Here is a 24,162-nt window from a genome sequence, read left to right on the forward strand (position 1 = left end):
GAAGAGTTCATCCGCCCTGCCCGCTTCTCACCCCACCCCGTCACGCATCCCGCTCTGCGGGCTGCGTGCCGACCCTCCCCCTCGAGGGGAGGGTGAAGAAAGCGCGCTGCGCGTGTCCTGATAGCCGAACGACTGCCGTTCACGCCGCCTCGGCGGCGCGCTGCTCGACCGCCACCATCGCCTTGCGCAACACGCTGGCGTCGGCGTCGGGCTTGACGCCGAATTCCGACAGATAGCGCCGGAACGCGCGCGCGCCGGGCACGCCCTGATACGCGCCGATCAGGTGCCGGGTGATCGCATGCAGCCGCACGCCCTGTGCGAGCTGGTCCTCGATATACGGCATCAGCGCCTCGAGCGCGTCTTTCATCGTCGCGTAAGGCGCGGCCTCGCCGAACAGCTCCGGATCGACCTCGAGCAGCCGCCACGGCTCCTGATACGCGGCGCGGCCGAGCATCACGCCATCGACATGCGCCAGATGCAGCTTCGCCTCGGCGATACTGCCGATGCCGCCATTGATGACGATCGGCAGATCGGGCAGCGCCCGTTTCAGCCGGTACACGCGATCGTAGTCGAGCGGCGGGACGTGGCGGTTTTCCTTCGGCGACAGGCCGTTGAGCCAGGCCTTGCGGGCATGCACGATCAGCGCATCGACGCCGGCCGCGACCACACCGCGCGCCAGCGTATCGAGCGCCGCCTCCGGATCCTGATCGTCGATGCCGATCCGGCATTTCACCGTCACCGGGATCTCCACCGCGCGCTTCATCGCCGCGACGCCGTCGGCGACCAGCTCGGGCTCCGCCATCAGGCAGGCGCCGAACCGGCCCTCCTTCACCCGGTCCGACGGGCAACCGACATTGAGGTTGATCTCGTCGTAGCCGAAATCCTCGCCGATCTTCGCGGCGGTCGCGAGCGCGGCCGGATCGGAGCCGCCGAGCTGCAGCGCCACCGGATGTTCGGACGCATCGAAGCCGAGCAAGCGCTGCCGATCGCCGTGGATCACCGCGCCGGTGGTCACCATCTCGGTGTACAGCCGCGCCCGCTTCGTCAGCAGACGATGGAATACGCGACAGCGCGAATCGGTCCACTCCATCATCGGCGCGGTACAAAATCTGAAGCTGCGGATCTGTGTGGTCTGCATCGTTCGATTCAATCAATTATTCGAAGACGTCGTGCACCAGTCGGTTCGACGCTGGGTCGGTATGGCTGCGTCGCCGCGAGCGCCGGGTCGATCGAGAGGTCCGTCACCGCGACTCGAGAAATTGCGCGAACGCCGCCAGGGTCGCATCCGAGACGTGGTGCTCCATCCCCTCGGCATCGGCCTCCGCGGCTTCGGCGGGAACGCCGACCGCAATCAGCAGGTCGACCACGAGCCGATGGCGGGTGTGGACTTTTTCGGCCAACGCATGCCCGTTCTCGGTGAGAAAGACACCCCGATAAGGGCGCGAGGTCGCCAATCCGGCCCGCTTCAAGCGCGAGATCGCCTTGATCGCGGTCGCGTGCGACACCCCGAGCCGCCGCGCGATGTCGGTCGGCCGCGCTTCGCCCACGCCGGTCAGCAGATCGGCGATCAACTCGACATAGTCCTCGAACAACGCGGTCGATTGCGCCGACCGCGTCTTGCCGAAGCGCCGCGCCTGGGTGTGCTCGGACGGCAGTTCGGTGCTGATCCCGTCGTGCGGCGCAGGCTTCTGGCGAGCCGTCAGCGGCATGGGCATCCATCCTAAGCCATTGAGATTGCGAGGCAGACAGATCACGTTTCAAATGTCGTGTCAAAATGTAGCCATAGCTACATTTTGCAGTGTTGACATTTGCGAACCATTCTCCATTCTGTAGCCTCAGCTACATCATGTATGGTCGGCTAGAGTTTGGAGGGTCTGATGCGAGGCGACTGGTCGCCAAAGGGCATCCCGGCGGTGCGCCAGCAAGCCGAGCGGGCGGTCGTCGCCGTGGCGATGGCGAGCGGAATTGGCGCACTGGCGCCCTTGGGTCCCGCAGCGGCGCAGGATCGGCCAGCATGGCTCGCCGCTGTCGCCTCTCTGCCGGCGAACCTCTCGCAAACCGGCAAGCCGCCGGTGCCGGGCGGTCACGACGCCAAGGACATCGATACCGAGCACATCTTCGGCTTCACCATGGGATCGGACATCGGCCGGCGCGGCGACATCGAAATCGAGATGGAAAATGTCGGCGCGTTCGGCAAGCGAAGCGGCGGCTACGCCACGCTCGCGACGCTCAACCAGGTCAAATACACGGTCACCGATCGATTCCGCATCGCGCCGGGCTTCGGCCTCGGCGCCCAGCGGATCGATGGCGCACCGGGCTACGACGACCGGCGCCACCTCACCTTCAACGGCGCGACCATGGAATTCCGCTACAAGCTGATCGACAGGACCTCCGCGCCGTTCGGGCTGACGCTGCACGCCCAGCCGGGCTGGAGCCGCGTCGACGAAGGCAGCGGCAGGCGGATCGAGCACTACGGCGCCGAATTCGCCGCACTGTTCGACCGCGAGCTGATCCCGGACAAATTGTACGCCGCCTTCAACGTCTGGTACGGCACCGGCGCGACCCGCGAGCGCGCGACCAGACTGTGGAGCCACGATACCGACCTCGAACTGCACGGCGCGCTGTCCTACGCGTTCGTGCCGGAATTCGTCGCGGGCGTCGCGCTGCGCTATCTGCGGGCCTATGATGGCGGCGGCCTCGACCGCTTCGCCGGCGACGCGGTGTTCGTCGGTCCGACCTTCTCCTACAGCATCACCGACAGTCTCGGGGTGTCGGGGACCTGGCAGATGCAGGTCGCGGGTGGCGCGCTCGGCGACGATCGCCGTCTCGACCTCGACAATTTCGAGCGCCACCAGGCGATGCTGCGCCTCAATGCGCATTTCTAGATCGTTGCCGGCACGAGACGACAATGGACATCGTCGCCGAACGGGGAACCGACAGATGAAGCCGAAAGCCGACCATCGACGCCTGGCCTGGACCGCCTTCGCGGGCGCCCTCGCCTGCCTGCTGCTGGCGGGCCCCTCCCTGGCGGAAACGCGCAAGCCGTTCCGGGTGGTGACGACCTTCACCATCATCCAGGACATCGCGCAGAACGTCGCCGGCGACAGGGCCGTGGTGGAATCGATCACCAAGCCGGGGGCTGAGATCCACGACTACCAGCCGACACCGCGCGACATCGTCCGCGCGCAGTCGGCAGACCTCGTGCTGTGGAACGGATTCAACCTCGAACGCTGGTTCGAGCGGTTCTTCCAGAGCGTCAAACAGGTGCCGAGCGTGGTCGTCACCGAAGGCATCGCGCCGATGGGGATCGCCGACGGGCCCTATGCCGGCAAGCCGAACCCGCACGCCTGGATGTCGCCGTCGAACGCGCTGATCTATGTCGAGAACATCCGCAAGGCGCTGGTCACCTACGATCCGTCCAACAAGGACGCCTACGATCGCAACGCCGCCGACTATTCCGCGCGGATCAGGGCGCTCGACGAGCCGCTGCGCAAGCGGCTCGCCGAAATTCCGAAGGACAAGCGCTGGCTGGTGTCGAGCGAAGGCGCTTTCAGCTATCTTGCGCGCGACTACGAGATGAAGGAAGCTTTCCTCTGGCCGATCAACGCCGACGAACAGGGCACGCCGCAGCAGGTGCGCAAGGTGATCGACCTGGTGCGCAACAACGACATCCCGGTGGTGTTCAGCGAAAGCACGATCTCGGACCGCGCCGCCAAGCAGGTGGCCCGCGAGGCCGGGGCACGCTACGGTGGGGTGCTCTATGTCGACTCGCTCAGCGCCGCGGGCGGCCCAGTCCCGACCTATCTGGACCTGCTGAAGGTCACAGTGGAGACCATCGCGAAAGGGTTTGGCGCTTGACCGCGCCTCAGCACGATCATGGCTAGAACGGAATTCAACGCGGCGCCCGCCAGCATCAGCGTGCAGAACCTCACCGTCACCTATCCGAACGGCTTCACCGCCGTGAAGGACGCGTCGTTCGCGCTCGACGCCGGCACGATCTGCGCCCTGGTCGGCGTCAACGGCAGCGGCAAGTCGACCATCTTCAAGGCGATCATGGGCTTCGTGCGGCCCACCTCCGGCGTGGTGAAACTCTGCGGTCTGCCGGTCGCGGAGGCGCTGAAGAACAACATCGTCGCCTATGTGCCGCAGAGCGAGGACGTCGACTGGAACTTCCCGGTGCTGGTCGAAACCGTGGTGATGATGGGCCGCTACGGCCACATGAACTTCCTGCGGATTCCGTCGCGCCTCGATCGCCGCAAGGTCGACGAGGCGCTGGAGCGCGTCGGCATGAGCGACTACCGGCACCGCCAGATCGGCGAATTGAGCGGCGGCCAGAAGAAGCGTGTGTTCCTGGCCCGCTCGCTGGCGCAGGGCGGCCGCATCATCCTGCTCGACGAGCCGTTCACCGGCGTCGACGTCAAGACCGAAGCCGCGATCATCGGGCTGTTGCGCGAGTTGCGGGACTCCGGCCATCTGATGCTGGTCTCGACCCACGACCTCGGCAGCATTCCGGAATTCTGCGACCAGGTCGTCCTGATCAACCGCTCCGTTCTCGCCGCCGGGCCGACCGCCGAGACCTTCACGCGCGACAATCTCGAACGGACGTTCGGCGGCGTGCTGCGCAACCGGCAATTCGGCGGCACCGGGCCGGATCGCGACGACGACCGCGGGCAGTTCACGGTGATCAGCGACGACGAACGGCCGCTCGTGCTGCTCGGCGAGCGCCGGAGCCAGCGCCAGGACGAGGAGACCTGAGATGGCCGACGGCTCGCTGTTCGCCGAGATGCTGGTGCCGTTCGGCTACGACTACATGCTCAAGGCGATGTGGGTCAGCGCGCTGGTCGGCGGCGCCTGCGCCTTTCTGTCGGCCTATCTGATGCTGAAGGGCTGGTCGCTGATGGGCGACGCCCTGGCGCATTCGATCGTGCCCGGCGTCGCGGCCGCCTATATCATCGGCGCGCCGTTCGCGGTCGGCGCCTTCGTCGCCGGACTGCTCGCCGCGGCCGGCATGCAGTTCGTCAAGCTGAACTCGCGCCTGCGCGAGGACGCGGTGATCGGACTGGTGTTCACCACGCTGTTCGCGCTCGGCCTGCTGATGGCCTCGATCTGGCCCGCCTCGGTCAGCGTCCAGACCATCGTGCTCGGCAACATCCTCGCGATCTCCGACGCGGACGTCGTGCAGGTGGCGGTGATCTCGGGGGTCTCGCTCGGCATCCTGGCGCTGCTGTGGAAGGACCTGATGGTGACGTTCTTCGACGAGAACCACGCGCGCAGCATCGGCCTCAATCCGCGCGCGCTCAGGATCGTGTTCTTCACCCTGCTCAGCGCCTGCACCGTGGCGGCGCTGCAGACGGTCGGCGCCTGCCTCGTCATCGCGATGGTGGTCACACCCGGCGCCACCGCCTATCTCCTCACCGACCGCTTCGGCCGGCTGATCCTGATCAGCATCTCGATCGGCGCGATCACGAGCTTCGTCGGCGCCTATCTCAGCTATTTCCTCGACGGCGCGACCGGCGGCGTGATCGTCACGCTGCAGACGCTGGTGTTCCTGACGGCGTTCTATCTGGCGCCGAAGCACGGCCTGCTGGCGGCGCGCGGGCGCCGGCTCGCCGCCGCGGAGGCCGGGTCGTGAGCGAGCTGTTCGACTGGTTCGCCGGGCCGCTGGCCTATCCCTTCATGCAGCGCGCGCTGGTGATATCGGTGATGGTCGCGGCGGTCTGCGCCGTGCTGTCCTGCTACCTGGTGCTCAAGGGCTGGTCGCTGATGGGCGACGCCGTCTCCCACGCGGTGCTGCCCGGCATCGTGCTCGCCCATGTGCTGAACCTGCCCTACGCGATCGGCGCGTTCGCTGCCGGCCTGTCCTGCGCGGTGTTCACCGGATATTTGACCGCGAACAGCCGGGTGAAGGAGGACACGGTGATGGGCATCGTGTTTTCCGGCATGTTCGGCCTCGGCCTCGTGATGTTCACCAAGATCGAGACCGACCAGCATCTCAACCACATCCTGTTCGGAAACGTTCTCGGCGTCACGCCGCGCGACCTGATCGAAACGGCGATCGTCGCCGGCGGCACGCTGCTCGTCGTGCTGCTGAAAGGCCGCGATCTGCTGCTCTACTGCTTCGATCCCAACCACGCCCGCTCGATCGGCCTGCCGGTCGTCTGGCTGCATTACGGGCTGCTGGTGCTGCTCGCGCTGACCATCGTCGCGTCGCTGAAGGCGGTCGGGATCATCCTGGTCGTGGCGATGCTGGTCGCGCCCGGCGCTACCGCCTATCTGCTGACCGACAGCTTCGACCGCATGCTGGTGATCGCCACCGTCGTCGCGACCAGCTCGGCCGCGCTCGGGACGCTGATCAGCTTCCATATCGACGGCGCGACCGGCGCCTGCATCGTGCTGACCCAGGCGGTGGTCTTCGTGCTGGCGTTTCTGTTTGCGCCGAAGCGGGGTCTGTTACGACAGGCCGGCGGAGTCGGCAGCCGCCCCTGAGCGATCCGGATGCGGCACCCGTGGCGCGCGGACGTCGACCCGCTCGCCCACCGACCGGGCGTGGACCAACCCGACGCCGCTCAGCCCGGCATCCGTCGGACGCTGTCGTCCGGGCGTTGCTCCATCTTGCGCCGCTCGCCGCGCTTTTTCCCATCCGAACGGATCACGATCTCCTTCAGTCCGCCATTGGAGACGACGACCACGACGAACACCAATTTGCCGTCGGCGTGGTGGAGGCCGGCGCTGATCGCCTTGCCCGGCCCGTATTTTTCGGCGATCGCGATCGCATCGGCCAGCGCCATGCTCGAGCGCTTGAAGTCGTCGATGCCGCGCTTGTCCTCGGCATGCAGATCGGAGGCCGGCATCACGACCGCGGAGCGGACGATCCGGCGCGTCGCGGCATCGACCACCGTCTTCCAGATGTTGTCGTCGCGATAGGATTTGACCTCGAACGACGGCGCTGCGCCGTCGCCGTTGAAGCTCAGATCATAGACCCTGGCGCCGGTCAGGCTGCTCTCCACCATCCGGACGAGATCCGCGCCGGAGCCGGCGGCGAGCGGCAGCGACCCGGTTTCGTCGGTGGCCTCCTCTGTGGCGCCCGCATCCAGCGCGCGCGGCTCGCGCGCGGACTGGACCGCCGACGTCAGGCCGAGCAGCAGCGATGCCGCCGTCAGCGTCGACAGGACGATACGTACAGACATGATGTCCGCCTCGCTCTCTTCGAGACGCGGCGGCAGGCCGCGTCGACAAGCGTCACGTTCAGTTGGCGCCGGCCAGTCGCCGGACGGGTTTTGCCTCGGCGACCGGAACCGCGGTCGGAGTTTCCGCAGGAGGCGATTTCGACCACGCATGGCCCGACCTCGCCCGGTCGTAGCCGTATTGGAACAGGTCGCGCATATAGGCGGTGTCGAAGCCCGCAGAGGGCGACGCCGGCCGATCGCTTTCGATGTAGGTCAGGTTGAAGCCGTATTTGTTGCGGCGGGCGGCGTCATAGGTGCTGTAGAGGATCGACTTGGTCTGCGCCTTGACCAGCGTCGACGACGACCGCGCCGCGATCTCCAGGGTCCGGTTCGGAACCACCTGGAATTCGGGTTCGATCTTGTTGTTCATCAGGATGTAGAGCTGCAGGTCGAGCGACTTGCCCCACGCCGCGTTGCGCAGCAGATAGGCCTCCGGCAACGTCAGGACCGGGGCGGTGACGCCGCCATCGACATGCATCTCCTGGAAACGGACGCCGTTGGACTCGGCGTTCACCAGCATCGGCGGGAAAATCGCCGGAAGGCTGGCCGATGCCGCCACCACGTCCCGGAACAGGTTGAGCGCCTGCATCGAGCGCAGCGACGCGATCCGGCCCATGTTCCAGATCACGGCGCGCTGGGAGTCCAGATTGGTCGTCACCACGAACAGCATCCGGCCCTTGGCGTGCTCGTCCGCGACCGCGGCCATGAAATCCGCATTGATGTATTGCGCGACCAGTTCGCGCAGCCGGGTGTTGCCGAACAATCCCGAGCCGAAGATCGCGTTGAACGGATTCGGCGAGTCGAGCAGACTCTCGGCGATGCCGCTGGTGTAGAACTCGCGCAAGGTCGGATCGTATTGCGGGCCGAGGAACGCGAACGGCGCGATCAGCGCACCGGTGCTGACCCCCGAGACGATCGAGAACGACGGCCGGGTTCCGGCGTCGGTCCATCCGTTGAGCACGCCCGCGCCATAGGCGCCGTCGGCGCCGCCGCCGGACAGCGCCAGATAGGCGCGCGGCCCGGAAATGATCTTGTCGTCCCGGAACGCCGACGCCGGCTCGTCCGCATAGCGCCGCAGATCCTTGAGATCGAGCACCCGTGCGGTGGAAGCTTCGGCGGCGGTATACGGCACCCGCGGCTTCGACGCGCAAGCCGCCAGCAGCGAACTCAACGCGATCATCAGAGGCACGACCAACGGCCGAGGAATGTGACGCATGACCATACCGAACGATCGAGGAAAAGGCTTAAGGATTCGATGAGGCGTCGCAATGCCGCTCGGTCATCGCCTCCGCGGATTGTGCCGAGGACGTCGATCGTGGAACCCGTTCGAGATAGTCCTGATGGATCGCCTGAATGGTCTTGCGGTCGTCGAATTTGATCCGCCAGCTGCTCGGAGAGCCCTGGCCGACGATCAGCCCTTCCCGATCGCCATATTTGGGATGACGCTCGCGCCCGAGCGGGCTCATCCGAACGCGGGCGCCGCGACACAAGGGCGGCAGCGGGGAGTCGGGATCGTTACGTTTCATGCTGGCGTGCCTTCTTCCGGCATCTTGATACGGAACCACGCCACGTAGAGCGCGGGCAGGAACAACAGGGTCAGCACCGTTCCGACGATGATGCCGCCCATCATGGCGAAGGCCATCGGCCCCCAGAACACTTCGCGGGCGATCGGGATCAGCGCGAGGCTGGCGGCGGCGGCCGTCAGCAGGATCGGCCGCATCCGGTGCTCGGTGGCTTCGACGACGGCGTCCCATGGCGGCTTGCCCTCTTCGCGCAGATGTTCGATCTGCACGATCAGGATGACCGAGTTGCGGATCAGGATGCCGACCAGCGCCAGCACGCCGAGGATCGCGACGAAGCCGAGCGGCGCACCGCTCGGCAGCAACGCCGCGACGACTCCGATCAGTGCCAGCGGCGCGACGGCGAACACGAGGAACAGCCGGCTGAAGCTCTGCAGCTGGATCATCAGGATGGTCGCCATGGCGAACAGCATCACCGGCACGACGGCGATGATCGGCGACTGCGACTTGCCGCTCTCCTCGACGCTGCCGCCAACAGCGACCGAATAGCCGACGGGCAGCTTGGCGCTGAACTCCGCGATCGGCGCCTTCAACTGCGCGACGACCGTCGCCGGTTGAACGCCGTCCCGGATGTCGGCCTTGAGGGTGATGGTCGGCAGCCGCGACCGACGCCAGATCGTCGGCTGTTCGAGCTGGTAGCGGAAGTTCGCCACCGCCGCGAGCGGCACCGATTGCCCGTTGCTGCCGGACAATTGCAGATTGCGCAGTGTCTCGATCGACCCACGCTCCGCCGCATTGGCACGGCCGAGCACCTTGACGAGGTAGATGTCGTCGCGAACCTGGGTGATCGACGTGCCGTCGACGACGCCGTTCAGGGTCGAGGCGATGTCCTCCGAGGTGACGCCGAGTTGGCGCGCCTTGTCCTGCAGCACGTCGACCTTGACGACGCGCGCGGGCTCCATCCAGTCGTACACTACATCCCCGAGATGCGGATTGGCCGCTACGATGCCGGCGAGCTCGCGGGAGAAAGCGCGAACGTGGCCGATGTCGGGCCCGCTCAGGCGATACTGCACCGGCCGGCCGACCGGCGGGCCGATATCCAGCAGCTTCACCAGGGCGTCAGTGCCGGGGAACGTCTTCTTGAGATAGGCCTGCAGTTCGACTTTGAGCCGGTCGCGATCCTTCAGGCTCTTGGCGACGATCACCATCTCGCCGAACGTGACGTCGGCGGGTTGAACGTCGAACGACAGCAGGAACCGCGGCGCGCCCTGCCCGACATAGGTCGACCAATGATCGATGCCGTCCTGGCCCGCGAGCGCTTCCCGCTCGAACTGCGCCATCTGCGCGCTGGTTTCGGCGATCGAGCTGTTCTGCGGCAGGCTCCAGTCGACGATCAGCTCCTTGCGGTCCGACGACGGGAAAAATTGCTGCTGGACGTATCCCATCCCGACGATCGACAGCGCGAACGCGGCGAGCGTCAGCGCGATCGTGAGCCAGCGCCAGCGCATGCAGAACAGCAGCGCGCGGCTGAACGCGGTGGAGAACCATCCCTTGTTCTCGTGATGGCTCTTCATCTTGTCCGGCAGAATGGTGACACCGAGCAACGGCGTGAACAGCACCGCAACGACCCACGAGGTCAGCAGCGACACCGCGATCACGACGAACAGCGTGAAGGTGAATTCGCCCGCGGCGCTGTTGTTGAGGCCGATCGGGATGAAGCCGGCGACCGTCACCAGCGTGCCGGTGAGCATCGGAAACGCGGTCGAGGTGTAGACGTAAGTGGCGGCCTTGCTCAGCGAATCGCCGATCTCCAGGCGCGCCACCATCATCTCCACCGCGATCATCGCGTCGTCGACCAGCAGGCCGAGGGCGATGATCAGCGCGCCCAGCGAAATCCGCTGCAGCGAGATGCCGGTATAGGACATCACCAGGAACGTGATCGCCAGCACCAGCGGGATCGAGATCGCGACCACCAGTCCGGCGCGCAGGCCGAGGCTGATGAAACTGATCGCCAGCACGATGACGACCGCCTCGAACAGCGCATGGGTGAACCCCGACACCGCCTCGTCGACGATCTGCGGCTGATCGGAGACCAGATGCACCTCCGCACCGACCGGCAGGTCGGCGGAGATGCGGGTCATCTCCTTCTTCAGCGCTTCGCCGAATTCGAGCAGATTGGCGCCGGCTTTCATGCCGATCGTCAGGCCGATCGCGGGCTCGCCCTTGTAGCGGAACAGCGAGGTCGGCGGATCGGTGTAGCCTCGGCGGATCGTGGCGATATCGGTGAGCGGAAAGAACCTGTCGTTGACGCGCAGATTGATCGCCTTGAGGCTCTCCTCCGAGGTGAACTGACCGCTGACCCGCACGCTGATCCGCTCCGGACCGGCCTGCAGCACGCCGGAGGGCGTGATCGCATTCTGGGCCTGCAGCGACGTCATGATCGAGCGCTGGTCGAGCCCCAGCGCCGCGACCTTGCGGGTCGAGAATTCCAGATAGATCACCTCGTCCTGCGCACCGACGATGTCGACGCGGCCGACATTGGGCACCTGCAGGACCTTGGCGCGAACGTCCTCGACCTTGTCGCGTAGCTGGCGCTGCGTCAGCCCGTCGCTGGTGAAGGCGTAGATGTTGCCGAACACGTCGCCGAAGCGATCGTTGAAGAACGGCCCGTTCACGCCGTCGGGAAAATCACCCTTGATGTCGTTGATCATGTTGCGGACGCGGACCCATGTCGGGACCACGTCGCGCGCCTTGGTGGTGTCGCGCAGATTGACGAACACCGTGGTGCTGCCCGACGTCGTGATGCTCTTGGTGTAGTCCAGCGACTCTAGCTCTTCGAGCTTCTTCTCGATTCGCTCGGTGACCTGCCGGGTCGTTTCCTCGGCGGACGCGCCCGGCCATTGCGCCTGGATCACCATCGTCTTGATGGTGAAGGCCGGATCTTCTTCGCGTCCGAGCTCGAGATAGGAGAACAGCCCGGCGGCCATGAACGCGATCATGAAGTACCAGACCAGCGAGCGGTGCTGCAGGGCCCAGTCGGAAAGGTTGAAAGACTTCACAGCGAGCTACCCTCTCCGAAGCGGATTTTCTGGCCTTCCACGAGATGATGCACGCCCGCCGTCACGATACGTGCGCCCGCCGCAATTCCCTCGACCACCTCGACCGAACCGTCGTCGTTGGTGACGATCTGCACGTTGCGTTTGGTCACCGTTCCGGCTTGCGTATCGATCATCCAGACGCTCGACTGGCCGCGTTCGGTCAGGATCGCCGTGGCCGGCAGCCGAAATCCCCGCGTCGGCTTGCCCGGGATCAGCGTGGTGATGGTGGAGCCGAGACGGAACGTCTCCGGCGGATTCTCCAGCGTGATCCGAACCCGCCGGGTGCGCGTCACCTGATCGGCTTGCGGTGCGACCTCGCGCACTTTTCCGTCGACCCGGATTTTCGGATCGAGCTGCAGCGCGACCTTCAGCGGCATGTCGACCTTCAAGGCGCCGGCGAGATCGTCGGCGACGTCGATCACCGCCTCGCGGACATCCGGTCGGGCGACGGTCACCACGGTCTGGCCGGGACTGACGATCTGGCCGACCTGCACGCTCACCGCGGTGACGACGCCGGCATATTCGGCGGCGAGCTTGGTGTAGCTCAATTGCTCGCGCGCTTTGGTCAGGCTCGACTGGGCCCGGACGACCGCGGCCTGCGCGGCGGAATTGGCCTGCTCCGCCGAATCGAGCGTGGCTTTGGTAATGGCACCGGTTTCGATCAAGGTGCGCTGGCGGCTGACGTTGCTGCTGGCGTTCACCAGTTGCGCCTGAGCCGAGGCGAAATCCGCCACAGCGGACCTGACGGAAAATTCGGCAGCCAACGGATCGATCGCTGCGAGCGCCTGCCCCTTCGCGACGGTGTCACCGATATTGACGGGCCGCGCGATCATGCGGCCGAGGACACGAAACCCGTAGTCGGTCTTGAACCGCGCCTCGATCGTGCCGACGACGCCGATGCTGGTCGCTTCGAGCGGGGCGACCACGGTCGACAGCACCGGCCGGATCGGTTCCGGCTGGCTGGCTTTTTCCTGACAGCCCGCGATGAGCAGGCAGGCTGCAATCACCCCTGTGACCCGCGACGCCGTCATGCGTTTTCCCCGTCATAAGTGACGATCTCCGCGGGGCGGAGCATCTTGCCGCCGTCGACGACGACGCGCTCGCCGGCCTTCAGGCCGTCGGCCACGATGATCGAGCTGGTTTCGTAGCTTTCCACGGTGACGCTCCTGAGCGACACGGCGCGGGTCTTGGGGTCGATCACCCAGACGGCCGGCCCTTTCTGGTCGGAGGTCAATGCACTCCAGGGCAGCACGATCTTGTCCACGGAACGGCTGCGCCCCTCGCCCGTGACGGCGCTGCCGAGCGTCATCGCGGCCGGCGGATTCTCGATCGACAGCTTGACCCGAACGGTGCCGCTCTTCTGGTCGACGGTGGGAGAAATCTCCCGCGGACGCCCGATGGCGGTGACCGACGGATCCGACACCAGCGTGAGTTTGATGGTGCCGCCCTGGAGCGGCGTCAGAAACACCGATTCGTAGACGTCGAACACGGCGTCGCGGGCGCCATCCTCCGCCAGCGTGTAGGCCGACTGGGCGGATTGGGCGACCTGCCCGACCTCGATGTTGCGCGCCGTGATGATGCCCGACGCGCTCGCGCGCAGTTCGGTATAGGTCAGCGCATCCCTTGCGATTTCGAGCTGGGCCTTGGCGTTGTCGAGGGAGCCTTCGGCGGTCCGCAATCCCTCCTGCGCCTGGTCGTAGGAGCTGCGGGTGGTGAAGCCGCTGGCCATCAGCGATTTCTGCCGGTCGAAGGTCGCATTGGCGAGGCGCAGTTGCGCCTCCGCCGAGGCGACGGCGGCCTGCGAGCCGACCAGGTCGGCCTGTTGCTCGGTCGGATCGATGCGCGCCAGCACGTCGCCGGCATTCACATGGGCGCCGACATCGACCAGCCGCTCGGTGACCCGGCCACTGACGCGGAAGGACAGTTCGCTGGTCACGCGCGCCTGGACGTCGCCGGTGAGACGAACAATCGTCTGCCGGGGCTCGAGGTGCACGATCTCGGTCTTCACCAGATTGATCGGCCGGGCTTGCTGAGCCTTCTCGCCGCACGCCGCCAGCGGCGTGGCCATAAGCAGCAACAGGATGATCCGAAGCGGCGGTAACATGGTGGGTTGGCTCATTTGATCGACCGTGTTGCTCTGCAATAATATTGACTGACTCGAAAGTCAATAGTAGGCTGCGAACGATTGGAGTTCCTGCAATGCCTCCCGAAGCCAAGAAGCGCGCCCGACGCAAAGCCGAGCGCCCCGCCGAAATCCTCGATGCCGCCTTCGAGGAGTTCGTGAAGCATGGCTATTCAGCCACCCGTCTCGAGGACGTCGCAGCGCTGGCCGGGGTGACGAAAGGGACCATCTATTTTTACTTCGACACCAAAGAGCGGGTGTTCGAGGAAATGGTTCGGCACAAATCCATGGAGTTCCTACCTCGATTGGGGGACTACGCCGCCACCCTCACCGGCTCGCACACGGATCGGCTGCGCGCGATGGTCGTCTTCGCCTACGCCCACATCTCGGAGAACAGGGCCTCCCGAGAGATCCTGCGCTTCCTGATTTCCGAGGGTGCGCGATTTCCCGATCTGGTCGATAGACATTACGAAGAGTTCGTCGAGCCGATGATGCAACACTTCAAGAAAGTGATCGATGCAGGCGTCGCCGCGGGTGAATTCCGAGATGCTCCCGCAACGGAGTTCGTCGAAATCGTGATGAGTCCGGCCCTGTTGATCAGCCTGTGGTCGCTGCTTTTCGGAACCCGCAAACGCTTCGATATGGACTCGTTCACCGAGGCCAGCACCGATCTGCTGCTCCGGGGGCTGATCCGGTAGACCATCGAAGGAGTGTAAGTGAGTGCAGACGCTGCGATAGCCTGAGACAGTTCCGAGGGAACATTCCGGCAACCAGCCGTGCATAACGGGTCAGCCATGGGGTCGCGGCGCTCGACGGGGTGCGATCGGGTTGTTAAGCCGCTGCTCCGAAGGGAGCGCCGAACCGAGCATGACCGTTGTGATCGAAATGGGGCAGACCACGACCAACGCACCGGCGACGCTCGACCTCGAAGAATTGCTGGCGACTCGCCTGCTGGTGCAGGGCAATTCCGGCTCCGGCAAATCGCATCTGCTGCGCCGCCTGCTGGAGCAGAGCGCGCCCTGGGTGCAGCAGGCGATCATCGACCCAGAAGGCGACTTCGTCACCTTGGCGGAGAAGTTCGGCCACCTCGTCATCGACGCCGAGGACCACACCGAGCGGGGGCTGCAGGCCGCGGGCGAGCGCGCGCGGATGCATCGCGTCTCGACCGTGCTCAATCTCGAAGGACTCGACGCCGAGAATCAGATGCGCCGCGCCGCGGCCTTCCTCGGCGGGATGTTCGACGTGCCGCGCGACCATTGGTACCCGATGCTCGTGGTGGTCGATGAAGCGCAATTGTTCGCGCCCGCGGTCGCCGGCGAAGTCTCCGACGAGGCGCGCAAATTGTCGCTCGGCGCCATGACCAACCTGATGTGCCGCGGCCGCAAGCGCGGCCTCGCCGGGGTGATCGCGACGCAGCGGCTGGCCAAGCTCGCCAAGAACGTCGCGGCCGAAGCGTCCAACTTCCTGATGGGCCGCACCTTCCTCGACATCGACATGGCGCGCGCCGCCGACCTGCTCGGCATGGAGCGGCGGCAGGCGGACGCGTTCCGCGATCTCGAGCGTGGCCAGTTCATGGCGCTCGGCCCGGCGCTGTCCCGCCGGCCGCTGGCGCTGCGGATCGGGCCGACCGAGACACACCCGCGCAACGCTACGCCGCGGCTGATGCCGCTGCCCGAGGAAGCGTTGCAGGACGCGCGCTCGATCATTCTCGCCGAGCCGCCCCCGGACATATCGACGCGGCCACAGCGCCGCTCGGCGCCGGATCTGCTCAGCCAGTTGATGGCGGCGAAATCTGCCGCGCTCGAGGCCCGCCCCGATCCGGTGGAGCAGCCGCTCAGCGCCGAAGAGCTGGCCGCACGACGCGAGCGGCTCGACCGCATCCTGCGCGCGATCCTGGCCGAGCCCGACGCCGGCTTCCGCGCCATCGGCGTGCTGTATCAGGAATTCATCGTGCGCTGCCGGATCGAGGGTCTGGCGGCGACGATCCCGGACCTGACCGATTTCCGCCGGATGCTGACCCATGCCCGCGCCGGCCTCACCAGCGAACAGATCGCGGACGACGACGGCTGGCAGGACGTCTCGGTCCGCGCCGGGATGTTGCCCGAGGACATGCAGGGCGTGTTCATGATGATCGCGCGCGCCGCGAAGGAAGGCTGGCCCTGCCCCGGCGACGCCGCGATCGCCCGCGCCTACGGCACCCACTCGCTGCGCCGCGCGCGGCGGCTGCTGACCTATATCGAGGAACAGGGCCTGATCGTCTGCCAGTTCGACGGCACCGGCCGCCGCACCGTCACGCTGGTCGAGCTCGCCTGGGCGACCGCGCCGGGCGATCCGAATGCGGCGGAAGAGCTGCCGTCCGAGGACGCCATCAGCGCGTAGTTCGCGAGGCCTGCGGCATTCACGGCGTTGAAGCCAGCACCGCCATCATCTCGGGAACGGACACGAATTTTTCGCGGGGCCTGCCCTGAGCGACGCCCCTGCTCTTCTCGGCCGCGTCGATCGCGCTCCAATCGTCGAAGCTGACGATGCGAGACACGCGACCGCGTAGCTGCGCCAGCAAAATATCGGGATCGCGCAAACGAGAGCCCGCTCGCGCGGGCAAATCCGTCAGTACCGCCTCGGCGGTGGCCATGCCACAAGCCCGGTTGGTCCCGATCGTACCGCTCGGGCCGCGCTTGCTCCAGCCGCAGACATAGAGACCGGGGACGACGCCGTGAGTGTCCACAACGCGGCCGTCGACATTGGCGTGCACGCCGCGTTGCGCATCGAACGGCACGCCCGGCAACGGCGCGGTGCGTCGGCCGATGCTGCTGAAAACAACACCGCACGGGATCGCTTCGATCGACCGCGACGGGTCTGCAAACGCGATCTCTTCGACCCTGCCGCGTCCATTGATCGCCACAGGCGAGAGGCCGAACCGAAACACGCAGCGCCGTTGCTTGCCGACAGGCCGTTGCGAGACTGCACCGAGCAGTTCCAGCTTCTCGCTCATCTCCGGATCGTTCGAGGTCTCACCTACCGAAGCGGCGGCGACATCACGCGGATCGACGACAGCGTCGCACTGCGCCAGCGCGAGAAAATCCCGCAATTCCTTGGCGCCGAACTTCGCCTGCCGCGGCCCGCTGCGACCGACCAGATGGATCTCGCGGACCCGGCTCTCAGCCAGCACCTCGAGCGCATGGCTGGCGATATCGGTGAGGCGCAGCTCATCGACAGTGCGGGCCAGAATGCGTGCGACGTCGAGGGCGACGTTGCCATGGCCGACGATGGTCACCGCGTCATGGGCGAGATCGAACGAGCAATCGCGGTAGTCGGGATGACCGTTGTACCAGGCGACGAAATCACCGGCGTGATGACAGCCAGCCAGCGTTTCGCCCGGAATCCCCAGCGCACGGCTGACGTCGGCACCGGTGGCGAGGATCACCGCGTCGTAGCTGGCGCGGAGTTCATCGATCGTCACGTCCCTCCCCACGGTGACCCCGCCTACGAATCGAAAGCCCGGCATCGTTGCGATCCGGTCGAATGCGACGGTCACCTGTTTGAGCTTGGGATGGTCGGGCGCGACGCCGAACCGCACCAGCCCATAGGGCACCGGAAGTTGCTCGAACATATCGACCGCGACCGGCGTGCCCGACCGGAACAAGGCCTCCGTCGCGTAGAACCCGCTCGGTCCGCTGCCGACCACCGCGATCCGAAAGGCAGCCGCGGGCGCAGGGTCGCGCGCCGCTGCCGTCATCGGCCCAGCGCCTGCCTGCGGTCGTCGGCGCCGGGCAGCGGCGGCAGCCGCGCGGTGAGCACCGGCGTTTCAGCGGCACGCTTGCGGTTGACGTCGATCCAGAATTTCTGATGCGCCGGCAGCCGGTAGTCCGGCGCGATCGCCCCGACCGGACAGGCCGGCGCACAGCCGCCGCAATCGATGCAGTTCTCCGGATCGATATAGGTCATCGCGGCGTCGACGTGGAAGCACTCGACCGGACAGACCGTGACGCACTCGGTGTAGCGACAGCCTTTGCAATTGTCCGTAACCACATACGTCATCGTTCGACTTCCCGTGTATCGATGAGGATCAACATCGACCGACGCCGGAGCATCGGTCGTTCGCTCGCCGGCTACAGTCGGCCGACCTGGACGAGAATGTCCGAGAACGTCGGCGCACGGCCGAGATCGGCGAAGGCCGGCGGCGTCAGCGCGTGAACGGTCGCGCCTTTGCGATTGGAGCGCTGCCAGTAGCCGGACGGCGCAACCACCACCCCCGCCATGATATCGGACGACACCGTCGCATAGGCTTCGAACGAGCCGCGATCGTTGAACACGCGGATCGGCGCGCCGGCTTCGATGCCGCGGAACGCGGCGTCGTCCGGATTCAGGATCACCGCCTGCTCTTCGCCCGCCTGCGCGGTCTGCGCCGGCAGGTTGCCGTAGTTCGAATTGAGGAAAGCGTGGCTTTTCGGCGAGATCAGGCTGAGCGGATAGCGCGCCGCCAGCGCCGGCGCCGTCCGGACACTCTCGTTCGGCGCGATGTAGTGCGGCAACGGATCGATCGGCGTGCCGTCCTGGTCGCCGTTGTAGCCCTGCCGGAACAGCGGCGCGACGAAATTGCCGCCCGCGGCGATCGTCGATTTGAACTCGCATTTGCCGGTAGCAGTCGGGAAATTGCCGTCGCGGTGCGGCGCCCAGTCGTCGGACGCCGGCATGGCGAGCCGCGAATAGCCCTTGGCCTTGACCTCGTCGAGCGTGATCCCCTGCAGCACCGGGCTGCTCCAGTCCAGCGCCGCCTCGATCATCTCGTCGTCGGTGCGGAAGAACGCCGGATCGGTGATCCCCATCGCCTTGGCGAGGCGCCGGAACAGTTCGGTGTTCGGCACAGCCTCGCCGAGCGGCTCGATCGCCTGGTTGTTGTAGGACAGATACAGATGCCCCCAGGAGAACATGATGTCCTTCTGCTCGAGCTGCGTGGTCGCGGGCAGCACGATGTCGGCGTACTTCGCCGTGTCGGTGATGAAATGCTCACTGACGACCGTGAATAAATCTTCGCGTTCGAGCCCCTTCTCGATCTTGTCCTGCTCGGTCACCATCGCCATCGGGTTGGCGTTGTAGACGAACAGCGCCTTGATCGGCGGATCGAAGCCGAGTTCGCCGGTCAGCGCCGCGCCGAGCCGCCAGGAATTCAGCACGCGCATGTTCTCCGGCTGAAGATCGGGGCGCATCAGCACGTCCCATTTGACCGGGAAAGCCCAGATCGGCAGCTGCAGCAGGCCGCCACCGACGTGCTTCCAAGCACCGATCAGTCCGGGAAGGCAGGCGATCGCGCGCACGGTCTGGCCGCCGCCGGCATGGCGCTCCACGGCGACGCCGATCCGCACCACCGCGGGCGGCGTCGTGGCGTAGTCGCGCGCCAGCTTGACGATATCCTCGACCGGAATGCCGGTCTCCTGCGAGGCGAATTCCGGCGTATAGGTGGCGGCGCGCTCCGCCAGTTCGTCGAACCCGACGGTGTGCTTGTCGATGTAATCGCGATCGACCAGGTTCTCCTTGATGATCACGTGCATCATCGCCAGCGCCAGCGCCGCATCGGTGCCAGGCCGGATCTGGATGTGCCAGTCCGCCAGCCGCGCGGTCCGTGTCTTGACCGGATCAATCACCACCAGCTTGGCGCCGTTCTTCTTGGCCTGCTCGATGAACGGCCAGTGATGCGAATTGGTGCTGAGCGTATTGCAGGCCCATAGAATGATGTACTTCGAGTGCACGAAGCTCTCGGGATCGACACCCGGCGTGTGCCCGATCGTCAGCAGATAGGCCGTACAGGAACCAGAGTCGCAGAAGGTGCGTTCGAGCACAGTGGCGCCGAGCTTGTTGAACAGCGGATCGCCGACATTGAGCCCGTTGATGACGCCCTGGGTGCCGAGATAGCTGTAGGGCAGGATCGCCTGCGCACCGTGCTCGGCGATGATCGCTTTCCAGCGGGTCGCGATCGTCGCGATCGCCTCGTCCCAGGAAATTCGCTGAAACTGCTTGGTGCCCTTGGGGCCGACGCGTTTCATCGGGTAGAGGACGCGCTTGTCGCTGTAGACGCGCTCCTCGTAGTTGTTGACCTTGACGCACAACCGTCCGCGCGTGAACGGGTGATCCGGATTGCCGCGGACGGCGATCGCCTTGCCGTCCTCGACGGTCGTGATGATGGAGCAAGTATCAGGGCAGTCGTGTGGACACGCGCCTACAACTGTGGTCCGGGCCATGGGATCCTCCGCTTGCACCAAACGGTGACATGCCTAAAGATGCGGCGACGGAGGCGGCCTCGGCTTCTCAAAACGTGCTACGTTGTTGTCCTGGGCTGCTATGACGGCCCAAATCCCCTGCTTCGCTATCTGGCATAATAATTGCTAATTCTCGGATCCGGTCCGCTCTCTCGCCAACCGTAGAGGTCCAAGATGGGAACGCTCGGCAATTCCGTCGACAAATATGTCACCGGCCGGATGCTCCAGACCTCCAACGACCGCCGCTGGTCGCATCTGCTGGCAGAGCGCTGGAGCCACCAAGCGGGTGAGCTGCCGTCGCTGCTGCCGCGCGACACCGAGATCGCCGTGCTGCTGCGCGGCAGTTCCGTGGTGGATCGCGCGGGCGGCGGCATGCGCCAGCGGACCCATGGCAGACGCGGAACGATCTGGCTGTGCCCGGCTGGCATCCGCGAGGATTTCATTCGCGTCGAGAGCGAGATGCACGAGTGTCTGCATATTTTTCTGCCCGGCCGACCGTTCGACGATACGATGCTGCAGGACATGGACATCGACCCGGCGCGGATCGGCATTCGCTACGAGGCGATCGGTCAGGATATCTTCATCGACTATGTCGCCGACCAGATCGTCCGGGAACTTGCCGAAGAGAGCTCGACAGGGCGGCTGCTGATCGAGAGTCTGGGACGTGCGCTGACCGCCCATCTGGTGCATCGCTACGCCGACACGGCGGTGCCGCGCAAGCCGGCGAATGCTGCCAGCCGCCCGCTCGACGCCAAGCGCCTGACACGGGTGACGGACTTCATCAACGCCTCGGTCGAGCGCGATTTCACCGTCAGCGACCTCGCCGCGGTCGCCTGCATGAGCCCGGCGCATTTCTCCCGCAGCTTCAAGGCGGCGACCGGCTGCGCGCCGCATGAATATCTCAGCCGGCAGCGGCTCGATCTGGCCAAGCGGCTGCTGGCGAGCGGCCATCGCTCGCTGGCCGATATCGCCTACGCCACCGGCTTCTCGTCGCAGGCGAACTTCAACCGGGCGTTTCGCAAGGCGCTCGGCACCACGCCCAGCGCCTACCGCGCGCAACAGCGATCGGATTGAAGAATCAGTTCGCGACCGGGCCGTTCTTCACGGCCGTTGAGCCGCATTGATCAGGCGTTCAAAAAACAGTTCCTGTTCTCCCGCCGATTTGCCATACGGAAGGCCAATCGCAACGACACTGATGCAGGGAGAGACCAGCCATGAAGACCCGCGCCGCCGTCGCATTCGAGGCCAAGAGGCCGCTCGAAATCGTCGAACTGGATCTCGACGGGCCGAAGGCCGGCGAAGTGCTGGTCGAGATCAAGGCGACCGGGATCTGCCACACCGACGCCTATACGCTCGACGGCCTCGACTCCGAAGGCATCTTCCCCTCGATCCTCGGCCACGAGGGCGCGGGCATCGTGCGCGAGGTCGGCGCCGGCGTCACCTCGGTGAAGCCCGGCGATCACGTCATTCCGCTGTACACGCCGGAGTGCCGGCAGTGCAAAAGCTGCCTGAGCCAGAAGACCAATCTGTGCACCTCGATCCGCGCCACCCAGGGCAAGGGCGTGATGCCGGACGGCACCTCGCGCTTCAGCTATCAGGGCAAGCCGATCTATCATTACATGGGCTGCTCGACGTTTTCGAACTTCACCGTGCTGCCGGAGATCGCGCTGGCGAAGATCCGCGACGACGCGCCGTTCGACAAGAGCTGCTACATCGGCTGCGGCGTCACCACCGGCGTCGGCGCGGTGGTCAACACCGCGAAGGTGACGCCCGGCTCCAATGTCGTGGTGTTCGGCCTCGGCGGCATCGGCCTCAACGTCATTCAGGGCGCGCGGATGGTCGGCGCCGACAAGATCGTCGGCGTCGACATCAACGACGACAAGGAGGAATGGGGCCGCCGCTTCGGCATGACGCATTTCGTCAATCCGAAGACAATCGACGGCGACATCGTCCAGCACCTCGTCGGCCTGACCGACGGCGGCGCCGACTACACGTTCGACTGCACCGGCAACACCACTGTGATGCGCCAGGCGCTGGAAGCCTGCCACCGCGGCTGGGGCGTCTCGGTGGTGATCGGCGTCGCCGAAGCCGGCAAGGAAATCTCGACGCGGCCGTTCCAGCTCGTCACCGGCCGGGTCTGGAAAGGCAGCGCCTTCGGCGGCGCCCGCGGCCGCACCGACGTGCCGAAAATCGTCGACTGGTACATGAACGGCAAGATCGAGATCGACCCGATGATCACCCACGTGCTCAAGCTCGAGGAGATCAACAAGGGTTTCGAGCTGATGCACGAGGGCAAGTCGATCCGGTCGGTGGTGGTGTTCTAGACTTTTCCGCCGTCATTCCGGGGCGCTCACGATAGTGAGCGAACCCGGAATCCCGAGGTTCATGGCACCGCGAGATTCCGGGTTCGCGCTGTGCGCGCCCCGGAATGACGTGGTGAGGTGGTGCTACGACCCTCCGCCGTGCCGCCGGCGAAATTGCGATACACGAATTTGTCGCCCCCGGCTTCCGCCTCTGCTTCCGCAGTCTTGAAGATCCGCTTGTGCAGCGGCGACAGTGCACAGGCCGGATCGGTCGCGGCGGCGTCGCCGGCGAGCGCGAAGGCCTGGCAGCGGCAGCCGCCGAAATCGATCTCCTTGAAGGCGCAGCTCGCACAGGGCTGCTGCATCCACGAGGTGCCGCGATAGCGGTTCAGCGCCTCGGAATTGCGCCAGATCTCGGCGATCGACGCGCCTCCACGCACCGAGTCGAAGGCGAGCCCGGTGATGGTCTCGGCGGCGTGGCACGGCAGCACCTTGCCGCTCGGCGAGATGTTGAAGAACTGCCGGCCCCAGCCGCCCATGCACGTCTTCGGCCGCAGCGCGTAGTAATCCGGCACGACGTAGTCGATCGCGAGCTGCCCCTTCAGCCGCGACTGCGCGGCCTCCACGATCGCGGTGCAGTCATCGATCTGCTGCAGCGTCGGCATCAGCGCGGCGCGGTTCTTCAGCGCCCAGCCGTAATACTGCACATTGGCGACTTCGAGCCGGTCGGCGTCGAGTGCCACCGCCATGTCGATGATGTCCGGCAATTGATGCAGGTTCTGGCGGTGCATCACCGCATTGACGGTGAGCGGCAGATCGAGTTCGCGGGTCCAGCGGGCGGCTTCGATCTTCTTCGCATGGCCGTTCGCGAATCCGGCGACGCGATCGGCAACGACAGGTTCGTAGCCCTGAAAGCTGATCTGGACATGGCACAGCCCGGCATCGGCCAGCGCCGCGAGGCGCTCGCGCGTCAGCAGCACCGCCGAGGTGATCAGATTGGTGTACAGCCCGACGTCGCTGGCGTGTCGCACCAGCTCGACGAGGTCCTTGCGCGCGGTCGGCTCGCCGCCGGAAAAATGCACCTGCAGCACGCCGATGGCGGCGAGTTCGCCGAGCACGCGCTTCCACTCGTCGGTCGTGAGTTCGGCGCCGCCGCGCTCGAGCTCCACGGGATTCGAGCAGTACGGACATTGCAGCGGACAGCGATGCGTCAGCTCCAGCAGCACCGCGAGCGGAATGCCGAAATTCTCCGCGACCGAGCCGCGCGACTCCAGCACGGCGACGCCGTCGGCAGCGTGAATCGTCTCGTTCCTCGCGGCGCTCATGGCGTCTTCTCACGCGCCTCGGTGAGGAATCCCTTGTCGGCGAGGTCCTGCAGCATCGCGATCACGTCGGCGCCGATTTCGGCGCGGTCGGCGGTGTATTTCAGCGCCAGCGTATCGATGATCGCGGCGACGCTGCGGGCGCCGTCGCAGAGCTGCAGAATCTCGACCGCGATGTCGTCGGGCGCCAACACGCGCTCGGGCGCGAGGATCACCCAGCGCTGCCTTGTTTCATCGAAACGCAATTTCGCGTGGCGCGGCAGCATCGGCCGGCTCTGTTCGCTGACGCTGATGTGGCGCGACGCCATCGCCCTGCC

The 24,162-nt window shown here is 65.9% G+C and carries 22 protein-coding genes; 9 read left to right on the plus strand and 13 right to left on the minus strand.

Going from position 1 to position 24,162, the window contains the following annotated elements:
• Positions 1-139: 139 nt before the first annotated feature.
• Together dusA and mntR are read right to left on the minus strand one after the other, a co-directional pair.
• Positions 140-1,138 (minus strand): tRNA dihydrouridine(20/20a) synthase DusA, encoded by a 999-nt coding sequence (dusA, locus tag RPB_RS17145; RefSeq protein WP_011442279.1) that lies wholly within the window; start codon positions 1,136-1,138, stop codon positions 140-142.
• A 103-nt stretch (positions 1,139-1,241) separates the two neighbouring features.
• Positions 1,242-1,709 carry a manganese-binding transcriptional regulator MntR gene (gene mntR, locus RPB_RS17150; RefSeq protein ID WP_011442280.1) on the minus strand — a complete coding sequence of 156 codons (468 nt, stop codon included), beginning with the start codon at positions 1,707-1,709 and terminating at the stop codon, positions 1,242-1,244.
• A gap of 168 nt (positions 1,710-1,877) precedes the next feature.
• Between mntR and RPB_RS17155 the strand changes: the two genes are divergently transcribed.
• Genes RPB_RS17155 through RPB_RS17175 form a run of 5 tightly spaced genes read left to right on the plus strand, consistent with a single transcriptional unit; the run spans position 1,878 to position 6,486 of the window.
• Complete coding sequence (locus RPB_RS17155) at positions 1,878-2,885, plus strand: hypothetical protein (protein ID WP_011442281.1); 1,008 nt, start codon at positions 1,878-1,880, stop codon at positions 2,883-2,885.
• Positions 2,886-2,940: 55 nt separating this feature from the next.
• The gene (locus tag RPB_RS17160; RefSeq protein ID WP_011442282.1) at positions 2,941-3,858 is read left to right on the plus strand and encodes a metal ABC transporter substrate-binding protein; all 918 of its coding nucleotides are present in this window, start codon (positions 2,941-2,943) and stop codon (positions 3,856-3,858) included.
• 18 nt (positions 3,859-3,876) lie between these two features.
• Positions 3,877-4,755 (plus strand): manganese/iron ABC transporter ATP-binding protein, encoded by an 879-nt coding sequence (locus RPB_RS17165; protein WP_011442283.1) that lies wholly within the window; start codon positions 3,877-3,879, stop codon positions 4,753-4,755.
• A gap of 1 nt (position 4,756) precedes the next feature.
• Entirely contained in the window at positions 4,757-5,632 is an 876-nt protein-coding gene (locus RPB_RS17170) for a metal ABC transporter permease (RefSeq protein WP_011442284.1), read from the plus strand.
• Complete coding sequence (locus RPB_RS17175; protein WP_011442285.1) at positions 5,629-6,486, plus strand: metal ABC transporter permease; 858 nt, start codon at positions 5,629-5,631, stop codon at positions 6,484-6,486. Before RPB_RS17170 ends, RPB_RS17175 begins: the two co-directional genes overlap by 4 nt.
• 80 nt (positions 6,487-6,566) lie before the next feature.
• On the opposite strand, the gene RPB_RS17180 is transcribed toward RPB_RS17175, so the two are convergent.
• From RPB_RS17180 to RPB_RS17205, 6 genes are read right to left on the minus strand one after another with little or no spacing between them, the layout of a single operon-like run.
• Positions 6,567-7,187 (minus strand): hypothetical protein, encoded by a 621-nt coding sequence (locus RPB_RS17180; RefSeq protein WP_011442286.1) that lies wholly within the window; start codon positions 7,185-7,187, stop codon positions 6,567-6,569.
• A 58-nt stretch (positions 7,188-7,245) separates the two neighbouring features.
• Positions 7,246-8,442 carry a patatin-like phospholipase family protein gene (locus tag RPB_RS17185; protein WP_041798827.1) on the minus strand — a complete coding sequence of 399 codons (1,197 nt, stop codon included), beginning with the start codon at positions 8,440-8,442 and terminating at the stop codon, positions 7,246-7,248.
• A gap of 28 nt (positions 8,443-8,470) precedes the next feature.
• The gene (locus RPB_RS17190) at positions 8,471-8,692 is read right to left on the minus strand and encodes a hypothetical protein (RefSeq protein ID WP_245258248.1); all 222 of its coding nucleotides are present in this window, start codon (positions 8,690-8,692) and stop codon (positions 8,471-8,473) included.
• Between the two features lie 56 nt (positions 8,693-8,748).
• Positions 8,749-11,805 (minus strand): efflux RND transporter permease subunit, encoded by a 3,057-nt coding sequence (locus RPB_RS17195; protein ID WP_011442289.1) that lies wholly within the window; start codon positions 11,803-11,805, stop codon positions 8,749-8,751.
• Positions 11,802-12,875: an efflux RND transporter periplasmic adaptor subunit gene (locus tag RPB_RS17200; protein ID WP_011442290.1), complete on the minus strand. Its 1,074-nt coding sequence runs from the start codon at positions 12,873-12,875 to the stop codon at positions 11,802-11,804. Before RPB_RS17200 ends, RPB_RS17195 begins: the two co-directional genes overlap by 4 nt.
• Complete coding sequence (locus RPB_RS17205; RefSeq protein ID WP_433993720.1) at positions 12,872-13,948, minus strand: efflux RND transporter periplasmic adaptor subunit; 1,077 nt, start codon at positions 13,946-13,948, stop codon at positions 12,872-12,874. Before RPB_RS17205 ends, RPB_RS17200 begins: the two co-directional genes overlap by 4 nt.
• A gap of 95 nt (positions 13,949-14,043) precedes the next feature.
• Here RPB_RS17205 and RPB_RS17210 point away from each other — a divergent pair, with 95 nt between their 5' ends.
• Together RPB_RS17210 and RPB_RS17215 are read left to right on the plus strand one after the other, a co-directional pair.
• On the plus strand, positions 14,044-14,664 hold the full coding sequence (locus RPB_RS17210) for a TetR/AcrR family transcriptional regulator (RefSeq protein ID WP_011442292.1): 621 nt from the start codon (positions 14,044-14,046) through the stop codon (positions 14,662-14,664).
• Between the two features lie 169 nt (positions 14,665-14,833).
• Positions 14,834-16,345, plus strand: a complete 1,512-nt coding sequence (locus RPB_RS17215) for an ATP-binding protein (RefSeq protein WP_041798309.1) — start codon at positions 14,834-14,836, stop codon at positions 16,343-16,345.
• A 19-nt stretch (positions 16,346-16,364) separates the two neighbouring features.
• Here the strand turns inward: RPB_RS17215 and RPB_RS17220 are convergent, their stop codons facing one another.
• The 3 genes from RPB_RS17220 to RPB_RS17230 form a co-directional block, all read right to left on the minus strand.
• A complete protein-coding gene (locus RPB_RS17220) occupies positions 16,365-17,702 on the minus strand; it encodes an FAD-dependent oxidoreductase (protein ID WP_011442294.1) in 1,338 nt (445 codons plus the stop codon).
• Positions 17,699-18,004 carry a ferredoxin family protein gene (locus RPB_RS17225; protein WP_011442295.1) on the minus strand — a complete coding sequence of 102 codons (306 nt, stop codon included), beginning with the start codon at positions 18,002-18,004 and terminating at the stop codon, positions 17,699-17,701. The genes RPB_RS17220 and RPB_RS17225 overlap by 4 nt, the downstream gene beginning before the upstream one ends.
• 71 nt (positions 18,005-18,075) lie before the next feature.
• On the minus strand, positions 18,076-20,202 hold the full coding sequence (locus RPB_RS17230) for a molybdopterin-containing oxidoreductase family protein (RefSeq protein ID WP_011442296.1): 2,127 nt from the start codon (positions 20,200-20,202) through the stop codon (positions 18,076-18,078).
• A gap of 192 nt (positions 20,203-20,394) precedes the next feature.
• Between RPB_RS17230 and RPB_RS17235 the strand changes: the two genes are divergently transcribed.
• Both RPB_RS17235 and RPB_RS17240 read left to right on the plus strand, forming a co-directional pair.
• A complete protein-coding gene (locus tag RPB_RS17235) occupies positions 20,395-21,294 on the plus strand; it encodes an AraC family transcriptional regulator (protein ID WP_011442297.1) in 900 nt (299 codons plus the stop codon).
• A gap of 140 nt (positions 21,295-21,434) precedes the next feature.
• A complete protein-coding gene (locus RPB_RS17240; protein WP_011442298.1) occupies positions 21,435-22,544 on the plus strand; it encodes an S-(hydroxymethyl)glutathione dehydrogenase/class III alcohol dehydrogenase in 1,110 nt (369 codons plus the stop codon).
• Positions 22,545-22,603: 59 nt separating this feature from the next.
• On the opposite strand, the gene pqqE is transcribed toward RPB_RS17240, so the two are convergent.
• Together pqqE and pqqD are read right to left on the minus strand one after the other, a co-directional pair.
• On the minus strand, positions 22,604-23,848 hold the full coding sequence (gene pqqE, locus RPB_RS17245; protein WP_011442299.1) for a pyrroloquinoline quinone biosynthesis protein PqqE: 1,245 nt from the start codon (positions 23,846-23,848) through the stop codon (positions 22,604-22,606).
• Positions 23,845-24,153 (minus strand): pyrroloquinoline quinone biosynthesis peptide chaperone PqqD, encoded by a 309-nt coding sequence (gene pqqD / locus RPB_RS17250; RefSeq protein ID WP_011442300.1) that lies wholly within the window; start codon positions 24,151-24,153, stop codon positions 23,845-23,847. The genes pqqE and pqqD overlap by 4 nt, the downstream gene beginning before the upstream one ends.
• Positions 24,154-24,162: the final 9 nt, after the last annotated feature.

This window comes from Rhodopseudomonas palustris HaA2, assembly GCF_000013365.1.
GTDB classification, from domain to species: domain Bacteria; phylum Pseudomonadota; class Alphaproteobacteria; order Rhizobiales; family Xanthobacteraceae; genus Rhodopseudomonas; species Rhodopseudomonas palustris_J.

Coding starts and splice junctions, on each gene's coding strand:
- RPB_RS17165 (WP_011442283.1), top strand. CDS start 3,877: ATGGCTAGAACGGAATTCAACGCGGCGCCCGCCAGCATCAGCGTGCAG.
- pqqE (WP_011442299.1), bottom strand. CDS start 23,848: ATGAGCGCCGCGAGGAACGAGACGATTCACGCTGCCGACGGCGTCGCC.
- RPB_RS17215 (WP_041798309.1), top strand. CDS start 14,834: ATGACCGTTGTGATCGAAATGGGGCAGACCACGACCAACGCACCGGCG.
- RPB_RS17155 (WP_011442281.1), top strand. CDS start 1,878: ATGCGAGGCGACTGGTCGCCAAAGGGCATCCCGGCGGTGCGCCAGCAA.
- RPB_RS17185 (WP_041798827.1), bottom strand. CDS start 8,442: ATGCGTCACATTCCTCGGCCGTTGGTCGTGCCTCTGATGATCGCGTTG.
- RPB_RS17160 (WP_011442282.1), top strand. CDS start 2,941: ATGAAGCCGAAAGCCGACCATCGACGCCTGGCCTGGACCGCCTTCGCG.
- RPB_RS17210 (WP_011442292.1), top strand. CDS start 14,044: ATGCCTCCCGAAGCCAAGAAGCGCGCCCGACGCAAAGCCGAGCGCCCC.
- pqqD (WP_011442300.1), bottom strand. CDS start 24,153: ATGGCGTCGCGCCACATCAGCGTCAGCGAACAGAGCCGGCCGATGCTG.
- dusA (WP_011442279.1), bottom strand. CDS start 1,138: ATGCAGACCACACAGATCCGCAGCTTCAGATTTTGTACCGCGCCGATG.
- RPB_RS17225 (WP_011442295.1), bottom strand. CDS start 18,004: ATGACGTATGTGGTTACGGACAATTGCAAAGGCTGTCGCTACACCGAG.
- RPB_RS17235 (WP_011442297.1), top strand. CDS start 20,395: ATGGGAACGCTCGGCAATTCCGTCGACAAATATGTCACCGGCCGGATG.
- RPB_RS17200 (WP_011442290.1), bottom strand. CDS start 12,875: ATGACGGCGTCGCGGGTCACAGGGGTGATTGCAGCCTGCCTGCTCATC.
- RPB_RS17170 (WP_011442284.1), top strand. CDS start 4,757: ATGGCCGACGGCTCGCTGTTCGCCGAGATGCTGGTGCCGTTCGGCTAC.
- RPB_RS17205 (WP_433993720.1), bottom strand. CDS start 13,948: ATGTTACCGCCGCTTCGGATCATCCTGTTGCTGCTTATGGCCACGCCG.
- mntR (WP_011442280.1), bottom strand. CDS start 1,709: ATGCCGCTGACGGCTCGCCAGAAGCCTGCGCCGCACGACGGGATCAGC.
- RPB_RS17240 (WP_011442298.1), top strand. CDS start 21,435: ATGAAGACCCGCGCCGCCGTCGCATTCGAGGCCAAGAGGCCGCTCGAA.
- RPB_RS17180 (WP_011442286.1), bottom strand. CDS start 7,187: ATGTCTGTACGTATCGTCCTGTCGACGCTGACGGCGGCATCGCTGCTG.
- RPB_RS17220 (WP_011442294.1), bottom strand. CDS start 17,702: ATGACGGCAGCGGCGCGCGACCCTGCGCCCGCGGCTGCCTTTCGGATC.
- RPB_RS17190 (WP_245258248.1), bottom strand. CDS start 8,692: ATGAGCCCGCTCGGGCGCGAGCGTCATCCCAAATATGGCGATCGGGAA.
- RPB_RS17230 (WP_011442296.1), bottom strand. CDS start 20,202: ATGGCCCGGACCACAGTTGTAGGCGCGTGTCCACACGACTGCCCTGAT.